At 70.6% G+C, this 22,596-nt stretch carries 22 protein-coding genes; 20 read left to right on the forward strand and 2 right to left on the reverse strand.

Annotated features, from left to right (window positions below; all coding sequences use genetic code 11):
• Positions 1-16: 16 nt before the first annotated feature.
• The 3 genes from P8A18_RS30105 to P8A18_RS30115 all read left to right on the forward strand — a co-directional run bounded on the left by P8A18_RS30105 (position 17) and on the right by P8A18_RS30115 (position 2,901).
• Positions 17-634 (forward strand): hypothetical protein, encoded by a 618-nt coding sequence (locus tag P8A18_RS30105; protein WP_306059646.1) that lies wholly within the window; start codon positions 17-19, stop codon positions 632-634.
• A 113-nt stretch (positions 635-747) separates the two neighbouring features.
• Positions 748-1,305, forward strand: coding sequence for a PraA/PraB family alkane oxidation protein activator (locus tag P8A18_RS30110; protein WP_306059648.1), 558 nt, complete (start codon positions 748-750; stop codon positions 1,303-1,305).
• Positions 1,306-1,425: 120 nt separating this feature from the next.
• Positions 1,426-2,901 (forward strand): DUF6801 domain-containing protein, encoded by a 1,476-nt coding sequence (locus tag P8A18_RS30115; protein WP_306059650.1) that lies wholly within the window; start codon positions 1,426-1,428, stop codon positions 2,899-2,901.
• Between the two features lie 88 nt (positions 2,902-2,989).
• On the opposite strand, the gene P8A18_RS30120 is transcribed toward P8A18_RS30115, so the two are convergent.
• Complete coding sequence (locus tag P8A18_RS30120) at positions 2,990-3,925, reverse strand: hypothetical protein (protein WP_306059652.1); 936 nt, start codon at positions 3,923-3,925, stop codon at positions 2,990-2,992.
• 904 nt (positions 3,926-4,829) lie between these two features.
• Between P8A18_RS30120 and P8A18_RS30125 the strand changes: the two genes are divergently transcribed.
• From P8A18_RS30125 to P8A18_RS30190, 14 genes are all read left to right on the forward strand, one after another.
• Positions 4,830-5,825: an ABC transporter ATP-binding protein gene (locus tag P8A18_RS30125; RefSeq protein WP_018552518.1), complete on the forward strand. Its 996-nt coding sequence runs from the start codon at positions 4,830-4,832 to the stop codon at positions 5,823-5,825.
• Positions 5,822-6,676, forward strand: coding sequence for an MlaE family ABC transporter permease (locus P8A18_RS30130; protein ID WP_306059654.1), 855 nt, complete (start codon positions 5,822-5,824; stop codon positions 6,674-6,676). Before P8A18_RS30125 ends, P8A18_RS30130 begins: the two co-directional genes overlap by 4 nt.
• 3 nt (positions 6,677-6,679) lie before the next feature.
• Positions 6,680-7,483 (forward strand): MlaE family ABC transporter permease, encoded by an 804-nt coding sequence (locus tag P8A18_RS30135; protein WP_136204253.1) that lies wholly within the window; start codon positions 6,680-6,682, stop codon positions 7,481-7,483.
• On the forward strand, positions 7,483-8,790 hold the full coding sequence (locus P8A18_RS30140) for an MCE family protein (protein ID WP_306059657.1): 1,308 nt from the start codon (positions 7,483-7,485) through the stop codon (positions 8,788-8,790). The genes P8A18_RS30135 and P8A18_RS30140 overlap by 1 nt, the downstream gene beginning before the upstream one ends.
• Positions 8,787-9,818 carry an MCE family protein gene (locus P8A18_RS30145; RefSeq protein ID WP_306059659.1) on the forward strand — a complete coding sequence of 344 codons (1,032 nt, stop codon included), beginning with the start codon at positions 8,787-8,789 and terminating at the stop codon, positions 9,816-9,818. The genes P8A18_RS30140 and P8A18_RS30145 overlap by 4 nt, the downstream gene beginning before the upstream one ends.
• On the forward strand, positions 9,815-10,834 hold the full coding sequence (locus P8A18_RS30150) for an MCE family protein (protein WP_306059661.1): 1,020 nt from the start codon (positions 9,815-9,817) through the stop codon (positions 10,832-10,834). Before P8A18_RS30145 ends, P8A18_RS30150 begins: the two co-directional genes overlap by 4 nt.
• A gap of 1 nt (position 10,835) precedes the next feature.
• On the forward strand, positions 10,836-11,948 hold the full coding sequence (locus tag P8A18_RS30155; RefSeq protein ID WP_306059663.1) for an MCE family protein: 1,113 nt from the start codon (positions 10,836-10,838) through the stop codon (positions 11,946-11,948).
• On the forward strand, positions 11,945-13,120 hold the full coding sequence (locus P8A18_RS30160) for an MCE family protein (protein ID WP_306059665.1): 1,176 nt from the start codon (positions 11,945-11,947) through the stop codon (positions 13,118-13,120). The genes P8A18_RS30155 and P8A18_RS30160 overlap by 4 nt, the downstream gene beginning before the upstream one ends.
• Entirely contained in the window at positions 13,117-14,376 is a 1,260-nt protein-coding gene (locus P8A18_RS30165; RefSeq protein ID WP_306059667.1) for an MCE family protein, read from the forward strand. The genes P8A18_RS30160 and P8A18_RS30165 overlap by 4 nt, the downstream gene beginning before the upstream one ends.
• On the forward strand, positions 14,373-14,894 hold the full coding sequence (locus tag P8A18_RS30170) for an Rv1363c family protein (protein WP_018552509.1): 522 nt from the start codon (positions 14,373-14,375) through the stop codon (positions 14,892-14,894). Before P8A18_RS30165 ends, P8A18_RS30170 begins: the two co-directional genes overlap by 4 nt.
• Positions 14,891-15,523, forward strand: a complete 633-nt coding sequence (locus tag P8A18_RS30175; protein WP_306059669.1) for a hypothetical protein — start codon at positions 14,891-14,893, stop codon at positions 15,521-15,523. The genes P8A18_RS30170 and P8A18_RS30175 overlap by 4 nt, the downstream gene beginning before the upstream one ends.
• A 67-nt stretch (positions 15,524-15,590) precedes the next feature.
• On the forward strand, positions 15,591-16,121 hold the full coding sequence (locus P8A18_RS30180; protein WP_371933734.1) for an Rv1363c family protein: 531 nt from the start codon (positions 15,591-15,593) through the stop codon (positions 16,119-16,121).
• Positions 16,122-16,156: 35 nt separating this feature from the next.
• Positions 16,157-16,936 carry a hypothetical protein gene (locus tag P8A18_RS30185; RefSeq protein WP_306059671.1) on the forward strand — a complete coding sequence of 260 codons (780 nt, stop codon included), beginning with the start codon at positions 16,157-16,159 and terminating at the stop codon, positions 16,934-16,936.
• A gap of 19 nt (positions 16,937-16,955) precedes the next feature.
• Positions 16,956-18,194 carry a lytic transglycosylase domain-containing protein gene (locus P8A18_RS30190; RefSeq protein ID WP_306059673.1) on the forward strand — a complete coding sequence of 413 codons (1,239 nt, stop codon included), beginning with the start codon at positions 16,956-16,958 and terminating at the stop codon, positions 18,192-18,194.
• A 34-nt stretch (positions 18,195-18,228) separates the two neighbouring features.
• On the opposite strand, the gene P8A18_RS30195 is transcribed toward P8A18_RS30190, so the two are convergent.
• Positions 18,229-19,293 (reverse strand): ATP-dependent DNA ligase, encoded by a 1,065-nt coding sequence (locus tag P8A18_RS30195; protein WP_306059675.1) that lies wholly within the window; start codon positions 19,291-19,293, stop codon positions 18,229-18,231.
• A 97-nt stretch (positions 19,294-19,390) separates the two neighbouring features.
• On the opposite strand from P8A18_RS30195, the gene ligD reads away from it, so the two are divergent.
• The 3 genes from ligD to P8A18_RS30210 all read left to right on the forward strand — a co-directional run bounded on the left by ligD (position 19,391) and on the right by P8A18_RS30210 (position 22,590).
• On the forward strand, positions 19,391-20,401 hold the full coding sequence (gene ligD, locus P8A18_RS30200) for a non-homologous end-joining DNA ligase (protein ID WP_306061230.1): 1,011 nt from the start codon (positions 19,391-19,393) through the stop codon (positions 20,399-20,401).
• A complete protein-coding gene (locus tag P8A18_RS30205; protein ID WP_306059677.1) occupies positions 20,398-21,492 on the forward strand; it encodes an ABC-2 transporter permease in 1,095 nt (364 codons plus the stop codon). The genes ligD and P8A18_RS30205 overlap by 4 nt, the downstream gene beginning before the upstream one ends.
• A 147-nt stretch (positions 21,493-21,639) precedes the next feature.
• Positions 21,640-22,590 (forward strand): multicopper oxidase domain-containing protein, encoded by a 951-nt coding sequence (locus P8A18_RS30210; RefSeq protein WP_306059679.1) that lies wholly within the window; start codon positions 21,640-21,642, stop codon positions 22,588-22,590.
• The last annotated feature ends 6 nt before the right edge of the window (positions 22,591-22,596 follow it).

Here is a 22,596-nt window from a genome sequence, read left to right on the forward strand (position 1 = left end):
GAAGGGAACCGGATCCGTGAACACCCTTGCACGTAGAGCCGCCATCGTCGTCACCGCCGCCAGCGCCGCCCTCGGGATGGCGATGACCACGGCCTCCGCCGGCACCACCGCCACGTGGTCGGCGACCCCGAACGGCGCGTACACCGCTCACGCGGACAACCCCACGCTGGACGTCCCGTTCGCGAGTCTCGCGTGTGACTCCTCCGACGTCTCCACGGGCACCATCAACGCGACCAGCGCCACCGGTGCCAACATGGCCACCATCGGCGACATCAGCTTCACCAACTGCACGGTCGGCGGTCTCGACTTCGACGTCACGATGACCGCGACGCCGTGGACGATCAACGTCACCGGGGTGAACTCCTCGAACGCCGACCGGGTCGACGGCAACGTCACCGGCATCTCCGCCCACATCGAGGGCTTCGGCTGCTCCGCCGACTTCACCGGCAAGGTGTACGGCTACTACGACAACGCCGCCGGCGACCTGGTCATCGACGGGTCGGGCACCGAGCTGGTCGCGTCCAACGCCGACTGCCTCGGTCTCGTCAACGACAACGACGTGGCGTCCTTCAACGCCGCGTACCACGTGAACGTGACGTCGGCGGGCGCGTCCCCGGTGATCACCACGCCGTAAGGCGCCGGGAGTACCCAGGTACGGGCCGGCCGCGGGGGATCCCCCGCGGCCGGCCCGGCCTTCTCGTTGTGGGCGTCGCGGGCGCGGCGCAATGACCCTGAGGATGTGAGTCCGTGAAAACCCGTACGCGAAGATCCGTCGTCGTGGCCGCCGCCCTGGTCGCCGCTCTCGGCACGGCGGTGTCGTCCGCCTCGGCCGGGACGGCCGGCGTGGAGACGCTGACGCCACCGGGGCCCTTCACCGCCCATGCCGACTCCCTGACGCTGGAGACGCTCGCGCCGATGACGTGCGACTCCTCCGACGCGCAGGGCTGGCTCTACGCCAGTGGCCCCGTGGCCGCCGATGTGGACCTCGTTTCCTTCACCGACTGCCAGATCGCCGGCATGACCGTGGACCTGACGATCACGGCGGCACCCTGGCAGGTGGTCGGCATCGGACCGAACACCTCGAACCCGAACTGGGACGACGTCGTCGTCCAGGGTTTCTCGGTCCACATGGAGGGCTTCGGCTGTAGCGCCGACTTCGACGGCCCGCTCCACGGATACTTCGACAACAGCACCGACGACCTCGTCATCGACGACGACCTGATCGCGTCCGACGCCGACTGCCTCGGTCTCGTCAACGACAACGACGTGGTCCACTTCAGCGCCACCTACCACGTCATCGGGTAGGCCATCGGTCCGCCGCCGGCCATCGGCCGGGCGCGACCGCAGTACGAACCGCCGATCGCACCCCTGGAGGACAGGCCCCCTATGCACACCCAGATACCTGTGACCCGTGCGGGGCGATCCGTGCGGGTCGCCTCCGTCGCCGGACTCGCCCTGCTCGCCGGGCTGTTGTCCGGCGGAGGCTCGGTCGCCGACGAGAGCCCCGGGCCTGTCGGCCTCGCGGCCGCCTGCGGAACCGAGGACGACGGCAGCGAGGCGTCCGCGGCGGCGGCGGTGGAGGTCGCGGTGGACATCCCGGCGACCGGTGAGGTCGGCCGGCCCGTGCAGCCGGGGCCCGTGGCGCTCACCCTCACGCTCTCGCGGGCCGACCTCGCCGAGCTGCTGCCGGAGGGCACCGAGGCCGTCGTGAGCCGGGCGTCGCTGAAGGTCAAGGTCGCCCAGAACGGCGAGTCGGCCGAGGCCCCCTGGGAACTCACCGCCGCGAGCACTCCGCTTCCCGCCGACGGTGACGTGGCGCTGGTCCACTCCGGCGAGGTCCCCCATGTGACCTTCGGGTCCTCGGGCGATGTCGACTTCTCGGTGGAGGAGTTCTCGGTCGAGCTGTTGTCCGCCACCGCGGCGGCCGAGGGGACCGAACCGGCCCTCGCCACGCTGACGTGCCGGCTGAAGGAGGGGGAGAGCGGGCATCTCGCCACCACGCAGGTGACCGACGGGTCCGGCACCGAACCGTCCGCGACCCCCGAGACGTCCACCGGTCCGGAGGGCGGTTCGGGCAGGACGGAGCGGCAGGGCGTCGCGGTGGAGCCGGCGGCCGCCGGGGACGAGGACCCCGAGTTGTGCCCCGTCGACCCCCCGGAGGGCGAGATGGACGCGAGTGAGGCTCCTCAGCCACCGCCGGGCGATCCCGTCAAGGTCACGGATCTCCCCACGGGAGGGACCTTCAGCTGCGCGTACGCGCTGGGTCTGGCCAACGTACTCAAGCTGGACGGGGCCATGATCATCAATGATCCCGACGACCCGGCGCTCATCAGCGTCCTCGCCTCGAAGCGTGTGGCGTCCCGGGCGACGAATGCGCAGGGCGGGCCGTACACCCGCATCGACTCGCTCGCGAACCTCGACCTTCCGGATGCCGAGTCCACCTTCCTGACCTTCGGATTCCAGCCGGTGACCGCGAAGGTCTCGTTCGAGAACGGCCCCATCACCATCTCGACAGGCAGCTACGGCGTCGCCCCCAACCGGGTGTCGTTCTCCACCGCGTACTTCCAGCAGTCCCTGCGCCTCCACGACGTCAAGGTCAATGGCACCCCGCTGGATGTGGGCAGCGGCTGCGAGACGTCGAAGCCGTTCAAGGTGGTCCTGAACGGTGGCGCGGCATACGCGAACGTGGGCCTGGGCGGCGTACTGGAGGGTGAGGTCGACATCCCGCCGTTCACCGGGTGCGGCACGGGGGGAGAGGACCTGAACCCGCTCTTCACCGCCTCCCTCTCGGGCCCCGGGAACAGGGTCTTCATGAATCAGGCTCCGACCTGCATTCCGAGCAACCCCACCCGGTCGTACTGCCCGCCCCCGCTGCCCGAACTGCCCGGCTCGAAGTCCTGACCGAGATCCGCAGCCCGAACCGGCACACACCGAAGGGGCCACCTCCGCGAGGAGAGTGGCCCCTTCGGGGCTTCGGGCGCGAGAGCGGTTACCGCGCCGCCGAGTGCCAGTACTGCGACAGCAGCTTGCCCGCGTCGGGCGCGGCGTCACGCGGCTTGTTCATCGTCGCCACGTAGGTCTGGGCGTCGTCCAGCGTGACGTTGTTGTTGCCCGAGGCCGACGGCAGCCCCGTCTTCAGGTTGACCGCCCAGTTCAGCGCGCCGAGCAGGCCGCAGCCGTTGGTGCCGGGAACCGAGTACGTCGTGTCGGTCTGGGCGGCGCCCAGGAGGTTGAGCCGGTTCATGGGACCGGTCGCGTCCAGGGTTCCGTCGCCGGCGAACTTCTCGCTGCTGATGGCCGGCTGGGTCAGGTTCTGCGGCTTGAGCAGGATCGGGTCCGAGGAGGAGCCGATGTAGCACTTGTCGCCGAGGAGCGGGTTCTCCAGGTGGATCCGGACCGGCAGGGTGAGGATCGGCTTGCCGGTGGTCGTCCCCGCCACGAGCTGGAAGTCGGTGGGGGAGTTGACCGATTCGATGGTCGCCGTCACCCGGTTCAGGCTGACGTCGCTGAGCGTGTTGCAGATGCCGGTGATCACGGGGACGTCGCTCGGGCACATCAGGCCGAGCAGCCCGCCGGGTACCTTCGCGGAGTCCGCGACGAGCGCGCCCTCCGCCGGTGAGACCACGGTCGACAGGCCGCCCGGGTGGGTGACCACACCGACCTGGAGGTCGCTCGCGCCGACCGGCACCTCGGTGTTGCCCAGCTTGATGGAGCCGCTGGCCGAGTGGGACGACACACAGATGGCGGTGTCCGTCGCTCCGTCCGCGGCCAGCATGGCGGGGGCGTCCACCGGACAGCGGCTGAACGGCGCCCAGCTGCCGTTCAGTGTCGTGGCGGCCGTGGCCGAACCCATCGACGCGACGGCGGCCAACGCGGTGAAGGAGGCCAGCAGCCCCACACGTACCCGGTTCGAGCCAGTTCTCATGTCTTCCCCTTTTTCCAATGGGAGGCGGCCACCGTCGAGGCGGCCGGGTGAACCCGGAGATGCTCGGTGCGCAGCGGAATTGATCGCGGAATGAAGGAATGCGGGTGCTGGGTTCGCGGCGGGCCGTGCCGAGGCGAAATCCCATTCACCGAGCCGTGAGGTTACTGGCGGGAAACACCGGGGCACAATCCCGCCGTATGAGAATCTGTGAGCCGGACGGTCATCTCTGCCGCGGGTGAGTACGGGATCCGGCCTTCTTGTCACATCGTGCGTACGTCCTCGCGGGCTTCGGACGGCCGGCGGTCCGCACCGTATACGGAACTCCGCTTCTCACTTGTGTATTCGAGCCGGTCCCGAGCGCTTCCCGGTGCTCCGTGCACCGGCGCGGCGTGCGTCGGCCGGAGGCGGAACTTATCACTCGCGGACAGTTTTTCCGGCCTTCCTGCTCAGTCGGTGCGAAAGAGCGGACGGCTTCGCACTCTCGCGCGAAAACTTGATGACCTGGTATTGCGGGGCAGGTTACTCACCCGTAGCGTCGCCTCCGTCAGCAACTCCTCCGGCGCGTCCGGAGATTGCTCACCCGTCGGGAGGCGACCCAGGCACATCCCCAGTGTCCGGGTTTCCGGTCCAGGAGGGCATCGGCCCCAGGAATCTTCACACCGGCGGAGCTCCTCCTCCGGAACCCCGTGGCGCAGACCCTCTGGGCTGCGGGGTCCCGGCCTGCAACGACGGATGAGAGTGCGCAGTTGTTCACAAGATCGGGACCGCGATTTGTCATCCGATGACAAACGGGCCGGATCTTTGCGAATGGGCTGTTCAAGGGCTTGTCCTGGCGGTGCAGGTGAACTTAACGTGCGCCCCTTGGTGCACTTCTGTCACTTCGTGAGCGCATGCAGGAGGTGGGATGGGAATCGAAGTAGTGGTCGAGGGACTCACCAAGTCTTTCGGCAAGCAGAACATCTGGCAGGATGTGTCGCTCACGCTTCCCGCAGGCGAGGTCAGTGTCATGCTCGGCCCGTCCGGTACGGGAAAAACGGTGTTCCTGAAATCCATCATCGGCCTGCTCAAACCTGAACGCGGCCGCGTTCTCGTCAATGGCGTCGACATGGTGAACGGTTCCGAGCGCGACATCATGGAGACCCGCAAGCTCTTCGGGCTCATGTTCCAGGACGGCGCCCTTTTCGGGTCGATGTCGCTTTTCGACAACATCGCCTTCCCGCTTCGGGAGCACACCCGCAAGAAGGAATCCGAGATCCGCCGCATCGTGATGGAGCGGATCGACGTGGTGGGGCTCCTCGGCGCCGAGAACAAGTTGCCCGGCGAGATATCCGGCGGTATGCGCAAGCGGGCCGGCCTCGCGCGGGCCCTCGTGCTGGACCCGCAGATCATCCTCTGCGACGAACCCGACTCCGGACTCGACCCGGTCCGCACGGCGTACATCTCCCAGCTCCTCGTCGACCTGAACGCCCAGATCGACGCGACGATGCTCATCGTCACCCACAACCTCGACATCGCCTCCACCGTGCCGGACAACATGGGCATGCTGTTCTGCCGCAACCTCGTCACCTTCGGGCCGCGCGAGGTGCTGCTGACCAGCGACCTGCCCGTCGTCAACCAGTTCCTCGCCGGCCGCTGCGAAGGGCCCATCGGCATGTCCGAGGAGAAGGACGCCGCGACCCTCGCCGCCGAGGAGCTGAAGGGCTACGGCCAGGGCATCAGCTCGGCCAACGCCCCGCGCACCGTCGTCCCGCAGCTGGAGCCCTCGCCCGGCCTGCCGGTCCGTCAGGGCGCCCTGCGCCGCCGGGAGCGGGTCATGTCGATGATGGGGCAGCTGCCGGAGGCGGCCCGTACCGCCATCCTCAACAGCTACAGCCCGGCCGCGGGCGGTGGACGCCTGTGACCGCCCCGCTGCCCGTACGGCCCCCCGAGGAGCCGGTGGACCGGGTCCCGGAGCCGGAGAAGGCGCCCGAGGCCCCGCGCCCCAGCCGGCTCACCGCCCCGCTGCGCGAGACCGGCCGGCTGTTCGCCCTGGCCGGGACGGTGGCCCGGGAGACCTTCCGACGGCCCTTCCAGGTACGGGAGTTCATCGAGCAGTTCTGGTTCGTCGCCAGCGTCACGATCCTGCCCGCCGCCCTCGTCTCCATCCCCTTCGGCGCGGTCATCGCCCTCCAGGTCGGCTCGCTCACCCAGCAGCTCGGCGCACAGTCCTTCACCGGCGGCGCCAGCGTCCTCGCCGTCATCCAGCAGGCCAGCCCCATCATCGTGGCCCTCCTGGTCTCCGGGGCCGCGGGCTCCGCGATCTGCGCCGACCTCGGCTCCCGCAAGATCCGCGAGGAGCTCGACGCGATGGAGGTCATGGGCGTCTCGCCCGTACAGCGCCTCGTCGTCCCGCGCGTCCTGGCCACCATGCTCGTCGCCGTCCTGCTCAACGGCCTCGTCTCGGTCGTCGGCACCCTGGGCGGCTACTTCTTCAACGTGATCCTCCAGCACGGCACCCCGGGCGCCTACCTCTCCAGCTTCTCCGCCCTCGCCCAGCTGCCCGACCTCTACGTCAGCGAGATCAAGGCGCTGATCTTCGGCTTCATCGCCGGCATCGTCGCCGCCTACCGCGGCCTCAACCCGCGCGGCGGCCCGAAGGGGGTGGGCGACGCGGTCAACCAGTCCGTCGTCATCACCTTCATGCTGCTGTTCTTCGTGAACATGGTCCTCACGGCGATCTACCTCCAGATCGTCCCCGCGAAGGGGAGCTGACCCATGTCGATGCTCGGCTGGCTGGACAGATCCGGCGACCAGCTCACCTTCTACGTACGGGCCCTGCTCTGGATACCCCGCACCCTGCGCCGCTACCTCAAGGAGGTGCAGCGCCTGCTCGCCGAGGTCGCCTTCGGCAGCGGCGGCCTCGGAGTGGTCGGCGGCACCATCGGCGTCATGATCGCGATGACCCTGGCGACCGGCACGGTCGTCGGACTCCAGGGATACGCGGCCCTCAACCAGATCGGCACCGCGGCCTTCACCGGCTTCATCTCCGCGTACTTCAACACCCGCGAGATCGCCCCGCTCGTCGCCGGTCTCGCCCTCTCCGCGACCGTCGGCGCCGGCTTCACCGCACAGCTCGGCGCCATGCGGATCAACGAGGAGGTCGACGGACTGGAGTCGATGGGCGTGCGCTCCATGCCCTACCTCGTCACCACCCGCATCATCGCCGGGGTGGTCGCGATCATCCCGCTCTACGCGATCGGGCTGCTCTCCTCGTACGTCGCCTCCCGCTATGTCACCGTCCTGTTCAACGGCCAGTCGGCGGGCACCTACGACCACTACTTCAATCTCTTCCTGTCCCCGGCCGACGTGCTCCTGTCGGTGCTCAAAGTGCTGATCTTCAGCGTGATGGTGATCCTCGCGCACTGCTACTACGGCTTCCACGCCACCGGCGGCCCCGCCGGGGTCGGTGTGGCCGTCGGCCGCTCGGTGCGCAACGCGATCGTGCTGATCAGCGTCACAGACTTCTTCCTCTCGCTCGCCATCTGGGGCGCCACGACGACCGTGAAGGTGGCCGGCTGATGAGTTCCCGTGTCACCAGGACCACCGGCCGCAGAACCGCCGGCATCGCCTTCTTCCTCGTGCCCGCCGTCCTCATCTGGGTGTCGGTCGCGGTGTACGAGAAGGAGTTCACCCACGACGCGACCGTCACCGTACGCACGTCGAGCGTGGGCAACGAGATGCACGACAACGCCGACGTGAAGCTGCGCGGGGTGGTCGTCGGCCAGGTCCGCGACATCGCGGCCGACGGCGACGGCGCCCGGCTCACCCTCGCGATCAAGCCGGACAAGCTGGACCGCATCCCGGCCGACGTCACCGCCCAGATGCTGCCCACCACCCTCTTCGGCGAACGGTTCGTCGCCCTCGTACCGCCCCCCGTGCCCTCGGCGAAGACCCTCAGCGCCGGCGACGTCATCCCGCAGGACCGCTCCAGCAACGCCATCGAGCTGGAAGAGGTCCTCGACAACGTCCTGCCCCTGCTGACCGCGGTGAAGCCGGAGAAGCTCTCCGCCACCCTCAACGCGGTCTCCCAGGCGCTCCAGGGCCGCGGCGAGCAGCTCGGCGACACCCTCGTCAAGCTCGACGCCCACCTCCAGAAGTTCAACCCCCAACTCCCCACGCTCAACGAGGACATCAAGGAACTCGTCAAGGTCAGCCGGCTCTACGCGGACTCCGCCCCCGACGTCCTGGACGCCCTCACCGACTTCACCACCACCAGCGGCACCCTCGCCGAGGAGCAGGCCGACCTCGCCGACCTGTACGGCTCCACCACCGCGTCGGCCCGCGACCTCACCGCCTTCTTCCAGCGGAACAAGGACAACCTCATCCGGCTCGCCGCCACCGGCAGGCCGACCCTGGAAACCCTCGCCAAGTACTCCTCGGAGTTCCCCTGCACGCTGCGCACCGTCGCCGGCTTCATCCCGGCCATGGACAAGGCTCTCGGCAAGGGCACCGACCAGCCGGGACTGCACGTCACCCTCAAGACCGTGCCGTCCAAGGGGAAGTACGTGGCGGGCAAGGACACCCCGGTCTACAACGCCACCGGCGGACCGCACTGCTACTCCATCCCCTATGTCGGCCAGACCGTGCCGACCGCCGACGTCAGGACCGCCCCGGACACCGGCACCGCGAAGGACGCGGACACCGCCACCCCGGTGGAGGTCCCGGCCGCGGACGCCTCGCTCGGCATGCCCAACTCCCCGCAGGAGAGCCGGCTCGTCAACGAACTGGTCGCTCCCTCACTGAATGTCCGGCCGCAGGCCCTGCCCGAGTGGAGCAGCGTGCTCATCGGCCCGGCCTTCCGCGGTGTGGAGGTGAAGCTCAAGTGAAGCGCCGCTCCATCGCGGGACCGCTCGCGAAATCGATCGTCTTCATCGTGGTGACCAGTCTGGCCACCACGGTCCTGGCCCTGTCCATCGCCAACACCGGGGTGGGCGACACCCGTTCGTACCGCGCCCGGTTCACCGACGCGACCGGCCTCATCGTCGGGGACAGCGTCCGGATCGCCGGCGTCAAGGTCGGCCAGGTCGAGTCCGTCAAGGTCGCCGACCGGCGGGTCGCCGAGGTCGGCTTCAGCGTCCGCAAGGGCCGCAAGCTGCCCGCGTCGGTGACCGCGTCGATCAAGTACCTCAACATGGTCGGCCAGCGCTACATCGACCTGGACCAGGGCGCGGGCCCCGTCGGCGAGAGCTTCACGCCGGGCTCCACCATCCCGCTCTCGCGCACCACCCCGGCGCTCGACCTGACCCAGCTCTTCAACGGCTTCCAGCCGCTCTTCGAAGGGCTCTCCCCGCCCGACGTCAACCAGCTTGCGGGCTCCATCGTCCAGGTGCTCCAGGGCGAGGGCGGCACCGTCGACAGCATCCTCCAGCACGTCGGCTCGCTGACCGGCACAGTCGCCGCCAAGGACAAGGTGATCGGCGAGGTGATCAAGAACCTCAACACGGTCCTGAAGACCGTCAACGACCGGGAGGCCGGCTTCAACGACCTCGTCGACACCCTTCAGGAACTCGTCACCGGCTTCGCGGGCGACCGCAAGCCGCTCGGTGAGGCCGTCACCGCGATGGGCGCGCTCACCACGGTCACCGCGGACCTCTTCGAGGACGGCCGGGCGCCCCTCAAGGCCGACATCAAGGAACTCGGCCGGCTCTCCGGGAACCTGGCCGACAACTCCCCGAAGATCGTCAACTTCCTGGAGAAGACCCCGGCCAAGATGGAGGCCATCGGCCGCCTCACCTCGTACGGTTCCTGGCTCAACCTCTACCTCTGCGAGGCCAAGGTCAGCGGCGTCACGACCAGCGACGGCAGCACCCCGCCGACCGGCATCGAGATCACCCAGCCGAGGTGCCTGTCATGAGGATCAAGCCGATACGCCACCGCAACCCCGTCGCCGTCGGCATCGTGGGACTGCTCCTGCTGGCCCTCATCGGGTTCGGGGCCTACCGCGCCGACTCGCTCCCCTTCATCGGCGGCGGCACCACCTACAGCGCCGACTTCACCGAGTCCGCCGGGCTCAGCGAGGGCGACGAGGTACGCATCGCCGGAGTGAAGGTCGGCAAGGTCACCGGGGTCTCCCTCGACGGGGCCAAGGTCAAGGTCACCTTCAAGGTCAAGGACGCCTGGATCGGCGACTCCAGCACCGTCGGCATCGCCATCAAGACGCTCCTCGGCGACAAGTACCTCGCCGTCGACCCGCTCGGCGACTCGGCGCAGGACCCGGACGAGCGCATCACCGCCTCGCGCACCACCTCCCCGTACGACGTCACCCAGGCGTTCAACGGACTGGGCGAGACCATCGGGGAGATCGACACCGAACAGCTGGCCAAGAGCTTCGAGACGATCTCCGCCACCTTCAAGGACTCCCCGCCCGACGTGAAGAGCGCCGCCGAGGGACTGTCCGCCCTGTCGAAGACCGTTTCCGAACGCGACACCGAGCTGGCGACCCTGCTCAAGGGCAGCAAGCAGCTCACCAAGACCCTCGCCAACAAGAAGAGCGGCTTCGAAACCCTCCTGGAGGACGGCAACCTGCTCCTCGGCGAGATCCAGGCCCGCCGCGACTCCATCCACCTGCTCCTCACCGGCACCCGCGACCTGGGCACCCAGCTCACCGGTCTCGTCGCCGACAACAACAAGCAGCTGAAGCCCACCCTGAAGGCGCTCGGCCGGGTCACGGCGGTGCTCCAGAAGAACCGCAAGCAGCTCGACCAGGTGCTCTCGCTCGCCGGCTCCTACAACCGGCTCGTCGGCAACACCCTCGGCAACGGCCGCTGGTTCGACAACTACGTCTGCGGTGTCGTCCCGAAGAACTACCTGCCCGCGAACACCCCGCCGGCGACCGGATGCATGCCTCCCAAGCAGGAAGGCGGGAGTTGAGATGAGACTCACCCGAGTCATCGGCATCGGCGCCGGCCTCGTCGTCGTGGCCGTCGCCGCCACCTCCGGCGTGATGGCCATGGAGGAGGAGGGGACGACCACCGTCACCGCCTACTTCGACCAGGCCACCGGCGTCTACGCCGGGTCCGACCTGCGCATCCTCGGCGTACGCGTCGGCAGGGTCGAATCGGTCCAGCCGCGCGGCAAGGACGTGAAGGTCGTGCTGCGCGTCGACAAGGGCATCCAGGTGCCGAAGGACGCGCACGCCGTCGTCGTCGCCCCCAGCCTCGTCGCCGACCGGTACGTCCAGCTCGCCCCCGCCTACACCGGGGGAGCGGTCCTCGCGGACGGTGCCGAACTGCCCGCGGCGAACAACGCGACCCCGGTCGAGGTGGACCAGCTCTACGCGTCCATCACCGAACTGTCCACCGCGCTCGGCCCGGACGGGGCGAACGCCGAAGGAGCCTTCGCCGGACTCCTGGACACCGGGGCGAAGAACCTCAAGGGCAACGGCAAGGACATCGGCGACTCCATCGAGCAGTTCGGCAAGGCGACGAAGACGCTCGACAAGTCCAGCGGCAACCTCTTCGACACGCTGTCCTACCTCCAGACCTTCACCACCATGCTGAAGGACAACGACGGCAACGTCCGGGCGGCTGAGGACCAGCTGAACTCCGTGACCGGCTTCCTCGCCGACGACAAGAAGAACCTCGGCGCCGCCCTCAAGGAACTCGGCACCGCCCTCGGGCAGGTCAAGACGTTCATCAAGGACAACCGGGGCGCCCTCAAGGAGAACGTGGACGCCCTCGTGCCGATCACCCAGACCCTCGTCGACCAGCGCGCCTCGCTCGCCGAGTCGATGGACGTCCTGCCCCTGTCGGCGGGCAACGTCCTCAACGCGTACGACCCCGAGCACCGCACGCTCAACGGCCGGACCAACCTCAACGAACTCAGCATGGGCGGCCCGCTGACCGAGTCCACCCTCGCCCTGAAGGGCCTGTCCCCGGTGGACGCCGACCGGCAGCGGGCCCTGCCCGCCCTGCCGCTCCCGGCGGTGGGCACGGTCTACGGCACCCCGAAGGACAGCAAGGACAAGAAGGGGGCGAAGCAATGAGCCGCAGACCGCGCAGACCCGCGGCCCTCGGGACCACGGGCGGGGCGGCACTCGTCGCGCTCGGCCTGTGCTGCACCCTCTTCGTCACCGGATGCGGGGCCCCGCACTTCTCCGGCATCGAAGACGTGCCGCTGCCCGGCGGAGCGGACCTCGGCGACCACCCGTACGAGATCACCGCGGACTTCGGGGACGTGCTCAGCCTCGCCCCGCAGTCCTCGGTCAAGGTCAACGACGTCGCCGTCGGCCGTGTCACCAAGATCTCGCTGGCGCCGGACGGCTGGCAGGCCCGCGTCACCATGAAGGTCAACGGGAAGATCGACCTGCCCGCCAACGCCTACGCCCACCTGGAGCAGTCCAGCCTGCTCGGCGAGAAGTACGTCCAGCTCCGGCCGCCGGCCAAGGGCACCGCCCGGGGCACCCTCGCCGACGGCGACCGCATCCCGCTCACCCGTACCAACCGCAACCCCGAGGTCGAAGAGGTCTTCGGCGCCCTGTCCATGCTCCTCAACGGCGGCGGCGTCCAGCAGCTCAAGACCATCACCACCGAACTCAACAAGGCACTGGCCGGCCAGGAACCCCAGGTCAAGTCCATGCTGCACCGCGTGGACACCCTCGTCACCAACCTCGACGACCACCGGGGCGACATCACGGCGGCGCTCGACGGCGTCAACCGGCTCTCCACCACCCTCGCCACCCGCAAGCAGCAGGTGGGGACGGTCCTCACCAAGCTCAGCCCCGGCATGAAGGTCCTGGAGAAACAGCGCGGCTCGCTCCTGACGATGCTCCGCTCCCTGGACACCCTCTCGGACGTCGCCGTCGACACCATCGACAAGAGCAAGGCGGACACCATCGCCGACCTGAAGGCCATCGCCCCGACCCTGAGGGCCCTGGCCGACTCCGGCAACGACCTGCCCGACTCCCTCCAGGTGCTCCTGACCTACCCGTTCACGGACGAGGTGCTGCGCGGTGTGAAGGGCGACTACCTCAACGTGTACCTGGACATGACGGCCGAGCCCGGCACCCAGATCATTCCCGCCTACGACCCGGACGCGGCGACGCAGACGCCGCCCAAGGCCGCCGCGGTCCCCGGCGCCGGACTGCCCCTGCCGCTCCCCGCGACCTCGGCGCCCACGACGAGCGGTTCTCCGGCCGCGAAGGGGAGCAACCGATGATCACCCTCGCCATCCGGCTGAAGAACATCGCGTTCCTGATCATCGCGGTGCTGGTGCTCGGCTACCTCGGTGTGCGCTACGCCGACCTCGGCCACTACGTCGGCATGCGCGACTACTACACCGTCAAGGTGCAACTCCCGCGCACGGGCGGTCTGTTCACCCACTCCAACGTCACCTACCGGGGGGTGTCGGTGGGCCGGGTCGGCCCCATCGAACTCACCGACGACGGCGTGGAGGCCGAACTGCGGATCAAGAAGTCCGCACCCCGCATCCCCGACGACCTGAAGGCGGTCGTGGCCAACCTCTCCGCGGTCGGCGAGCAGTACGTCGACCTGCGGCCGACCCGCACCGAGGGCCCCTACCTCGCGAACGGCTCGGTCATCGACCAGGCCGAGACCACCGTCCCGGCCCCCGTGACGAACGTCCTCACCAGCGTCAACGACCTCGCCTCCTCGGTCGACCTGGAGTCGCTGCGTACGGTCGTGGACGAATTCGGCACCGCGTTCTCCGGACGCGGCGACGACCTCCAGGTCCTGCTGGACACCGGCAGCGACTTCGTGGACGCGGCCGACGAGGCGCTGCCCGTCAACACCCGGCTGATGGAGGACGGCAAGACCGTGCTGCGCACCCAGGTCGAACAGGGCGAGGCACTCAAGGGATTCGCCTCCGGAGCCAAGGAACTGGCCGCCCAGCTCAAGGGCTCCGACACGGACCTGCGCAAGCTCATCGCCGCCGCCCCCGACGCGACCGGGCAGATCAGCGGGCTGCTGCGGGACATCGAACCCAGCTTCGGAGTCGTCGTCGCCAACCTCCTCACCACGTCCGAGGTCGCCGTCACCCGGCAGCGCGGCCTGGAGGAACTCCTCGTGAAACTCCCCGCCGTGGCGGCCGCCGGAGCCAGCGCGGTGGACGAGGACGGCGCCAGGTTCGGCATGTCGATCACCTTCTTCGAGCCGCTGCCCTGCACCGCCGGCTACGGGGGCACGACCTACCGCAACGGGCTCGACCTCTCGACCGCCCCCGCGCTCAACACCAAGGCCCGCTGCGCCGCCTCGCCCGGCACCGGCATCGACGTCCGGGGCAGCGCCAACGCCCCCAAGGGCGGTGCCGTGCCCGAACCGGCCAGGGCCGGCGCGCTGAACCTCGGTGACACCCCGCAGGAGCGGCTGCCCGGCGCGCTCGGCGCCACCACCGGGGCGAACCCCGTCCGGGGCATGGCCGGGCTGCTGGGCCTCGGACAGGAGGGCGGCCGGTGAACCCCCGTACCCGCACCGTCGGCGGCTGGGCCGTGCTGCTGGTCGCGGCGCTCGTCTGCGGCCTGGGCGGCTGGTCGTACGCGCGGGCGCGCGGCGACGACGACCTGGCGTACGCCAAGAGCCGGGACGCCGCGCTCGCGGACGGCCGGCAGGACCTGGCCCGGCTCAACACCCTGGACGGCAAGGACGCGGCGAGCGTGGCGGCCGGTCTCGCCGCCTGGCTGGATTCCTCCACCGGTCCGCTCCACGACCAGCTGGAGCGGACCCGGAAGAAGGACGCGGCCGACCTGGAGAAGGCCGGCGCCACCGCGCGCGGCAAGGTCACCGACGCCGCGCTCACCGAGCTGGACGAGCGGACCGGCACCGCGCTGATGATCGCGACCGTGGACGTCGAGGTCACCCCGGGCACCGGAAAGGCCGGCACCGAACGCAAGCGCTTCGAGGCCACGCTCGCCCGGACCGGTGACGGCTGGAAGATCAAGGCGCTCACGGCGCTCGGCATAGGGAGCGGCGCATGAACAGCGGCGGTACGACCGACGTGGTGACCGACGGCCCGGACATCGAGGAGGCCGCGGACCCCGAGGAGCCGGCCGGCGCGGCCGACGACGGAGCGGACGGCGCCGACGACGACGGCGGGGCCCGGCCGGGCCGGCGGTGGCCGCGCGTGGTGGCCGGGGTACTGGCCGTCGTGCTGGTCGCGGCCGGCGCCGCGCTGTACGTGGCGGGCCGTCAGCTGCGTGACACCCCCGCCACCTCCAACCTGGCACTGACCGACAGCGCGGCGACCACCCAGGTCGCCGGGGAGGTCACCAACGCCCTCGGCAAGGTGTTCTCCTACAGCCCCGACGGCACCGCCGTCACCAAGGCGTCCGCGCAGAAACTCCTGGCGGGCAAGGCACTTCAGCAGTACGCGGCGCTCTTCGGCCAGGTCGAGAAGCAGTCGGCCGACCAGAAGCTCACGCTCACCACCCATGTCGTACGCGCCGGGGTGACCCGGCTGACGCCCGACAGTGCCCACCTCCTGGTCTTCCTCGACCAGGTCTACGAGCGCGAGGGCAAGGCCGCCGGCAAGGCGGCGGCGCAGCTGTCCGTCACGGCCCAACTGCGCGAAGGGCACTGGACGATCGTGGAGATCACTCCCCGATAGCACCGCACCAGCGAACACGTACGGCACAGCACAGCACAGCCGGACCGGCCGGCAGGGAGAGGCAGCGATGGCACGGGCAGGGACGACGAGGAATCCGCTGGTGGCGGCGGCGATCGTGCTGACGGTCGCGGCGGCCGGCGCCGCGGGCTGGGGCGGGGTCTCCCGCTACCAGGCGGCGCACGACAGCTCGGCCGCGTACGCCGAGACCCGCGACGCGGTGCTGGCCGCGGGTGAGCAGGCCGTACAGAACATGAACACGCTCGACCACGCCCGGCTCGCCGAGGGGCTGGACAGCTGGGAGGACTCCACCACCGGGGACCTGCACCAGCAGCTCGTGGACGGGCGGGACGGGTTCGTGAAGCAGATCCAGGAGGCGAAGACCGTCAGCACCGCCAAGGTGCTGTCCGGCGCGGTCACCGAGCTCGACGACCGGGCCGGGAAGGCCGGGGTCATGGTGGCGCTGCGGGTGACCGTGACCGCGCCGAAGGGCAAGCCCGCGGTGAAGGAGAGCCGGATGCTCGGGCAGCTCACCCGCACCTCCGAGGGGTGGAAGCTCAGCGCCCTCGGCCAGGCGCCCGTCGGCAACACCGCCGGCTGACACCCCCCGCCCCGCACCGAGAGGAACCCCCGGACATGTCGACGACCCGTCACCTCGTCAACCGTCGGCGCCGCCTGGCCACCGTCGCCACCGCGGAGCGCACCGCGACCGCCCCCGTCCGCACCCCCGCGGGCCCCGGCGGGCCTTCCGGCACCCCCGCGAAGGACGCCCCCGACGACGCTCCCGATGAGGCGTCCGAGGACCTCCCCGAAGCCGCCGCGGGCGATTTCGGGGACGACCCGGACGAGGAGTCGGCGAGCGACCCGGACCGGAAGAAGCCCGCCGCCCGGCGCCTGCCCCGCCTCCGCGTCCGGCTGCCCGCCGTCCTGTGCGCCCTGACCGTGCTGCTCGGCGCCTTTGCCGCCTGGGCGTTCACCTCGGCGGCGAGCCTGCGCGACGACCCCAGCCGGCAGAACACCGCGCTCACCGACATCAGCCGCACCAGCGAGGTGAAGGGCCAGATCACCGAGGCCGTCGGCGCGGTCTTCTCGTACGACTACGCCTCACCGGCCAAGGCGGACAGCGCCGTGGCGAAGTACCTGACCGGCAAGGCGGTCCAGCAGCACCAGGACATGCTCGCCGAGGTCAGGGCCCAGGCGCCGAAGCAGAAGCTCGTCCTCACCACGACCGTCACCGACAGCGGCGTGGAGATGCTGGACGGCGACCGGGCCCGGCTGCTGATCTTCGCCGACCAGAGCAACACCCGTACCGGCAAGTCCGAGGAGACCACCTACGCCGCGGCCATGTTCGCCGTGGACGCCGTCCGCAAGGGCGACAGCTGGCGGATCTCCTCGATCGATACGTTCACCCGGTGACCCACACAGGAGAGCACGCATGAGGTTCAACGGCACCATGCGCCGCGGATTCGGCGGCACCGCGGCGGCCGTCGCCGCGATGGCCGCGCTCACCGCGTCCCAGGCACCCCAGCTCGCCGCCCACAAGGACACCCCGGAGCAGCGCCAGGAGGCGGAGGACGTCACCTGGTCCGAGGTGCCCAACGACGACTCGTACCACACCGAACTCCCGCCGCTGAAGAGCCCGAAGCCGCCCAGGGCGGGGGAGAAGCAGACCCCGGCCGCCAAGCAGTCATGGGCCGAGGCGGGCATCCCGGCCACCGTGCTGGCCGCCTACCGCAAGGCCGAGAGCGCCCTCGGGCGCAGCGACCCCGGCTGCCGGCTGCCCTGGCAGTTACTGGCGGCGATCGGCAAGGTCGAGTCCGGGCACGCGGCCGGCGGCCGGGTCGACGCCCACGGCACGACGCTCTCCCCGATCCTCGGCCCGGTCCTCGACGGCGCCGGGTTCGCCCACATCGCGGACACCGACGGCGGGGCCTACGACGGGGACAAGACCTACGACCGGGCGGTCGGCCCGATGCAGTTCATCCCCTCGACCTGGGCCCACTGGGGCCGGGACGGCAACGGCGACGGACGCCGGGACCCCAACAACGTGTACGACGCGGCGCTGGCCGCGGGCGCCTACCTCTGTGCCGGACCGCGCGACCTGTCGGTCCCCGCCGACCTGGACCGGGCGATCCTCAGCTACAACCACTCGGACACCTATCTGCGCACGGTGCTCTCCTGGCTGGAGTTCTACCGCAAGGGCACCCACCCGGTCTCCGACGGCAAGGGCGTCGTCCCCGGGAGCCCCGGCGCGGGCGGCCCGGAGGAGCCCAAGCACCCCGTGGGCGGGCCCGGCTCCGAGGACGGCGGCGGCATCGAGGTCGGCCCGCAGCCCAGCCCCAGCACGCGCCCGACCGCGCCGGGCTCCCAGGACCCGGACCCGGGCACCGGACCCACGCCGGGCGAATCGGGCTCCCTGGACCCGGGCGACACCACCGGCCCCTCGCCCGACCCCACGGACCCCGGCACCACCCCGGACCCCGGCACCAGCCCCGACCCGGGCACCTCGCCCGACCCGGAGCCGAGCACGACGAAGCCGGACCCGGGCTGCACGACGACCACCCCGGCACCGGAGCCGAGCGACACGGGGGAGAGCTCCGCATCGCCCTCGTCCGGCCCCGCCGCGTCCGACGAGCCGTGCACCACGCCGACGCTGCCGCCCACGGCGGACTGAGAGCGGGGGGCGGCCGGGCCCCGGCCCCCGGGGCTCAGCCGCCGCCCGACAGCACCTCGGCCAGGTCGTAGCGCACGACCTCCTCCAACTGCGCGTACGTGCAGCTCTCCGGCGTACGGTCCGGCCGCCACCTGCGCCACTGGGCCGTGTGCCGGAACCGGTCGCCCTCCATGTGGTCGTAGGCCACCTCGCAGACCCGCTCCGGCCGCAACGGCACCCAGGACATGTCCTTCTTCCCCGACCAGCGGCTCGGGGCGCCGGGCAGCCGGGCGCCCTCGTGCGCCTCGGCCCGCGCCCAGGCACGCCACGGGTGGTCGTCGACCCCGGTCAGCAGGGGCTCCAGCTCGGTGACCAGCTCGGCGCGCCGCTTCATCGGGAAGGCCGCGCACACCCCGACGTGCTGGAGCGCGCCCGCCGCGTCGTAGAGGCCGAGCAGCAGGGAGCCGACGACCGGGCCGCTCTTGTGGAGGCGGTACCCGGCCACCACGCAGTCGGCGGTCCGCTCGTGCTTGATCTTGTACATGGCCCGGGTGTCGGGCCGGTAGGGCGCGTCGAGGGGTTTGGCGACGACACCGTCGAGCCCCGCCCCCTCGTACCGGTCGAACCATTCCCCGGCGACGGCCGGATCGGTGGTCGCGGGCGCCAGGTACACCGGCGCCGACGCCCCGGCGAGCGCGGCCTCCAGCACCGCGCGCCGGTCCGCCTGCGGGGTGTCCAGGAGCGAGTCGCCGCCCAGCGCGAGGAGGTCGAAGGCGACCAGGGCGGCCGGGGTGCGCTCGGCCAGCAGCCGCACCCGGGAGTCGGCGGGATGGATGCGCTCGCTGAGCCGGTCGAAGTCCAGCCGGCCGTCGTACGCGACGACGATCTCACCGTCCACCACACAGCGCTCCGGGAGACTGTCCAGGACCGCGGCCACCACCTCGGGGAAGTACCGGGTCAGCGGCTTGCCGGTCCGGCTGCCGATCACCACCTCGTCGCCGTCCCGGTGCACGATCGCCCGGAAGCCGTCCCACTTGGCCTCGTACTGCATGCCCGGCGGGATCTTCTTCACCGACTTGGCGAGCATCGGCTTCACGGGCGGCATCACCGGCAGGTCCATGGACCGATTGTGAACCGTACGGCGAGCGGAGTCTCCCGATATGCGGCATATGTGTGCCCGGCCTACGGTGGCCGACATGGCAGCAGCGGGCACAGCGGTGGAGCTGGAAGCAGCCGGACGGGCGGTCCGGCTCTCCCACCCGGACAAGATCTACTTCCCGGAGAAGGGCTACACGAAGAGGGACGTGGCCGAGTACTTCCTCGCCGTGGGTCCCGGCATCCTGCGCGCCCTGCGCGACCGGCCGACCACCCTCCAGCGGTTCGTGGACGGCGTCGAGGGCGAGTTCTTCTACCAGAAGCGCGCCCCCAAGAACCTCCCCGACTGGATTCCGACCACCGAGATCGCCTTCCCGAGCGGGCGCTCCGCCCGGGAGATGTGCCCCACCGAGGTGGCCGCCGTCATCTGGGCGGCCAACCTCGGCACGCTCACCTTCCACCCCTGGCCGGTCCGGGGCGGCGACACCGACCACCCCGACGAACTGCGCATCGACCTCGACCCGCAGCCCGGCACCGGCTACGCCGACGCGGTCCTGGCCGCCCGCGAACTGCGCGGCGTCCTGGACGAGCACGGGCTGCGCGGCTGGCCGAAGACGTCCGGGGGCCGTGGCATCCACGTCTTCGTGCCCATCGAGCCGCGCTGGACGTTCACCGAGGTCCGGCGCGCGGCCATCGCCGTCGGGCGGGAGCTGGAGAGCCGGATGCCGGACCGGGTGACCACCGCCTGGTGGAAGGAGGAGCGGGGCGAGCGGATCTTCGTCGACTACAACCAGACGGCCCGTGACCGGACCATCGCCTCCGCCTACTCGGTGCGCCCCTTCCCGCACGCCCCGGTCTCCGCACCGCTGCGCTGGGAGGAGCTGGACGACGCCGAACCCCGCGACTTCGACATCCGCACCATGCCCGTGCGGTACGCGGAACACGGCGATGTCCACGCCGGCATGGACCAGGAGGCCTTCCGGCTCGACTCGCTGCTCGAACTCGCCGACCGGCACGCGAGCGACGGCGGCCCCGGCGACCTGCCCTACCCGCCCGAGTACCCGAAGATGCCCGGCGAACCGAAACGGGTCCAGCCCAGTCGCGCCCGCCGCGACAAGGACGCGGACGCATGAGCGAACCGGCGCCCGCCGCCGGGCCCGACGCCCCGCACGGGGCGCACGGCCGGCCGCTGACGCGGGGCCAGAAGTGGGCCGGGTTCAAACAGTCCCCGTACTTCCCGGCGACGGTCCTGCTGCTCATCCTCGCTGCCGCCGCCGGACTCTTCGCCGGCTCCTACACGTACGCCATGGCCAACCCGACCCCGCACCGCATCCCCACCGCCGTGGTCAGCCGGCCCGACACCGCACGCGGCAAGGAGTTCGTCGCCGCGATGGACAAGGCCCTGGACGCCTCCCTGGTCATCCGTGTCTTCCCGACACCGGCCGCCGCGCGCGAGGCGCTGGAGGAGCAGGAGGTCTTCGCGATCGTGCGGTCCGGCGAGCAAGGGGTGCGGTTCGACGTGGCCGCGGCCTCCGGGGCGGCCGTCGCCCAGCTGCTGGCCGAGTCCGCGGTGAAGGTGGGGGACACACTCGGCATCCCGGTCGCCGTGCGGGACGTCAAACCCCTCCAGAAGGGCGACCCGCGCGGACTCGCCCTCTTCTACATCTCGCTCGCCGCCGTGATCGTCGGCTTCGTCGGTGCCATTCAGCTCAGCGTGCACGCCCGGGACCTGATCCCGCTGGAGCGGATCGCGTTCACGCTCGCCTACTCGCTGCTCGGCGCCTTCGCCATCGCCTCCGTGGTGGACTGGCTGCTCGGGGCCGTCGACCTGCCCTTCGTGGAGTCCTGGCTGATCCTGGCGTTCACGATGTTCACCTCCGGCATGGTCTTCACCATGTTCAACACCCTGATCGGCCGCTGGGCGATGCTCCCGACCTGGGGCGTGATGGTGCTCCTGGGCAACCCGTCCTCCGGCGGAGCCGTCTCCTGGCCGCTGCTGCCCTCGCTGCTCGGACACATCGGCCGCTGGCTGCCCCCGGGCGCTTCCGTCAACGCCCAGCACACCGCCGTGTACTACCAGGGCCATCAGCGGATCTTCCCCTTCCTGGTGCTCGCGATCTGGTCGCTGGTCTCGTGCACGGTCTTCTGGGTGTGGCGCCACCGCCACCCCGGAGGCCGCGACCACATGCCCCAGCACGCGGCGACGGACACCGCGGCCGGCTGATCCCGGGCGCCCGCTCCGCGACTCGCCACGGCTGTGGCGGCACGGAAACGCGATTTCTCCTTACTGTGGGTAAACAATGATCCCCGGGTTCGTCACGGCCCGTCGCCGAGCCCTCGGCAGCACCCGTCCAGCAGTGGGGAGTTCGAGATGGACCGCAGAAGCTTCAGCCGGCGGATTCTGATGGGCGGCGGGGTCGCGGCCGCGACCGGTGTGACATCGTTGTCCCTCCCCCCTTCCGAGGCCGTCGCCACCCCGTACCCGCTGAGACGGGCGCCCGCCGGGGGAGTGGTCCGCCACATCCGGATGTACGTGGAGAAGCTGCCGGACGGCCGGCTGGGCTACGGGCTGGAGAAGGGCGGGGCGACCGTCCCGGGGCCGCTCATCGAGCTCAACGAGGGCGACACCCTGCACATCGAGTTCGTGAACACCCTGGACGTGCCGGCCGGCCTGCACGCGCACGGCGTCGACTACGACATCGCCAGCGACGGCACCCGGATGAACCACAGCACCGTCGAGCCGGGCGGCACCCGCACCTACACCTGGCGCACGCACACCCCGGGCCCGCGCCGCGACGGCACCTGGCAGCCCGGCAGCGCCGGCTACTGGCACTACCACGACCACGCCGTCGGCTCGGACCACGGAACCGGCGGCATCCGCAAGGGTCTGTACGGGCCGCTGGTCGTCCGGCGACGGGGCGACATCCTGCCGGACCGCACGATCACGATCGTCTTCAACGACATGTCGATCAACAACACCCCGGCCGGCAGGAGCCCCGACTTCGAGGCCACGCTCGGGGACCGCCTCGAAGTCGTCATGATCACGCACGGCGACTTCTACCACACGTTCCACGTGCACGGTCACCGCTGGGCGGACAACCGTACGGGTCTGCTCACCGGACCCGACGACCCCAGCCGGATCGTGGACACGAAGATCGTCGGACCGGCGGACTCCTTCGGCTTCCAGGTCATCGCGGGCGAACACGTGGGCGCGGGCGCCTGGATGTACCACTGCCACGTGCAGAGCCACGCAGACCGGGGCATGGGCGGGATGCTGCTCGTCGCCGACCGGGACGGGACCGTACCCGGGCACAGCGGGTAGCGGCCG

It is taken from the genome of Streptomyces sp. Mut1 (genome assembly GCF_030719295.1).
GTDB lineage: Bacteria > Actinomycetota > Actinomycetes > Streptomycetales > Streptomycetaceae > Streptomyces > Streptomyces castrisilvae.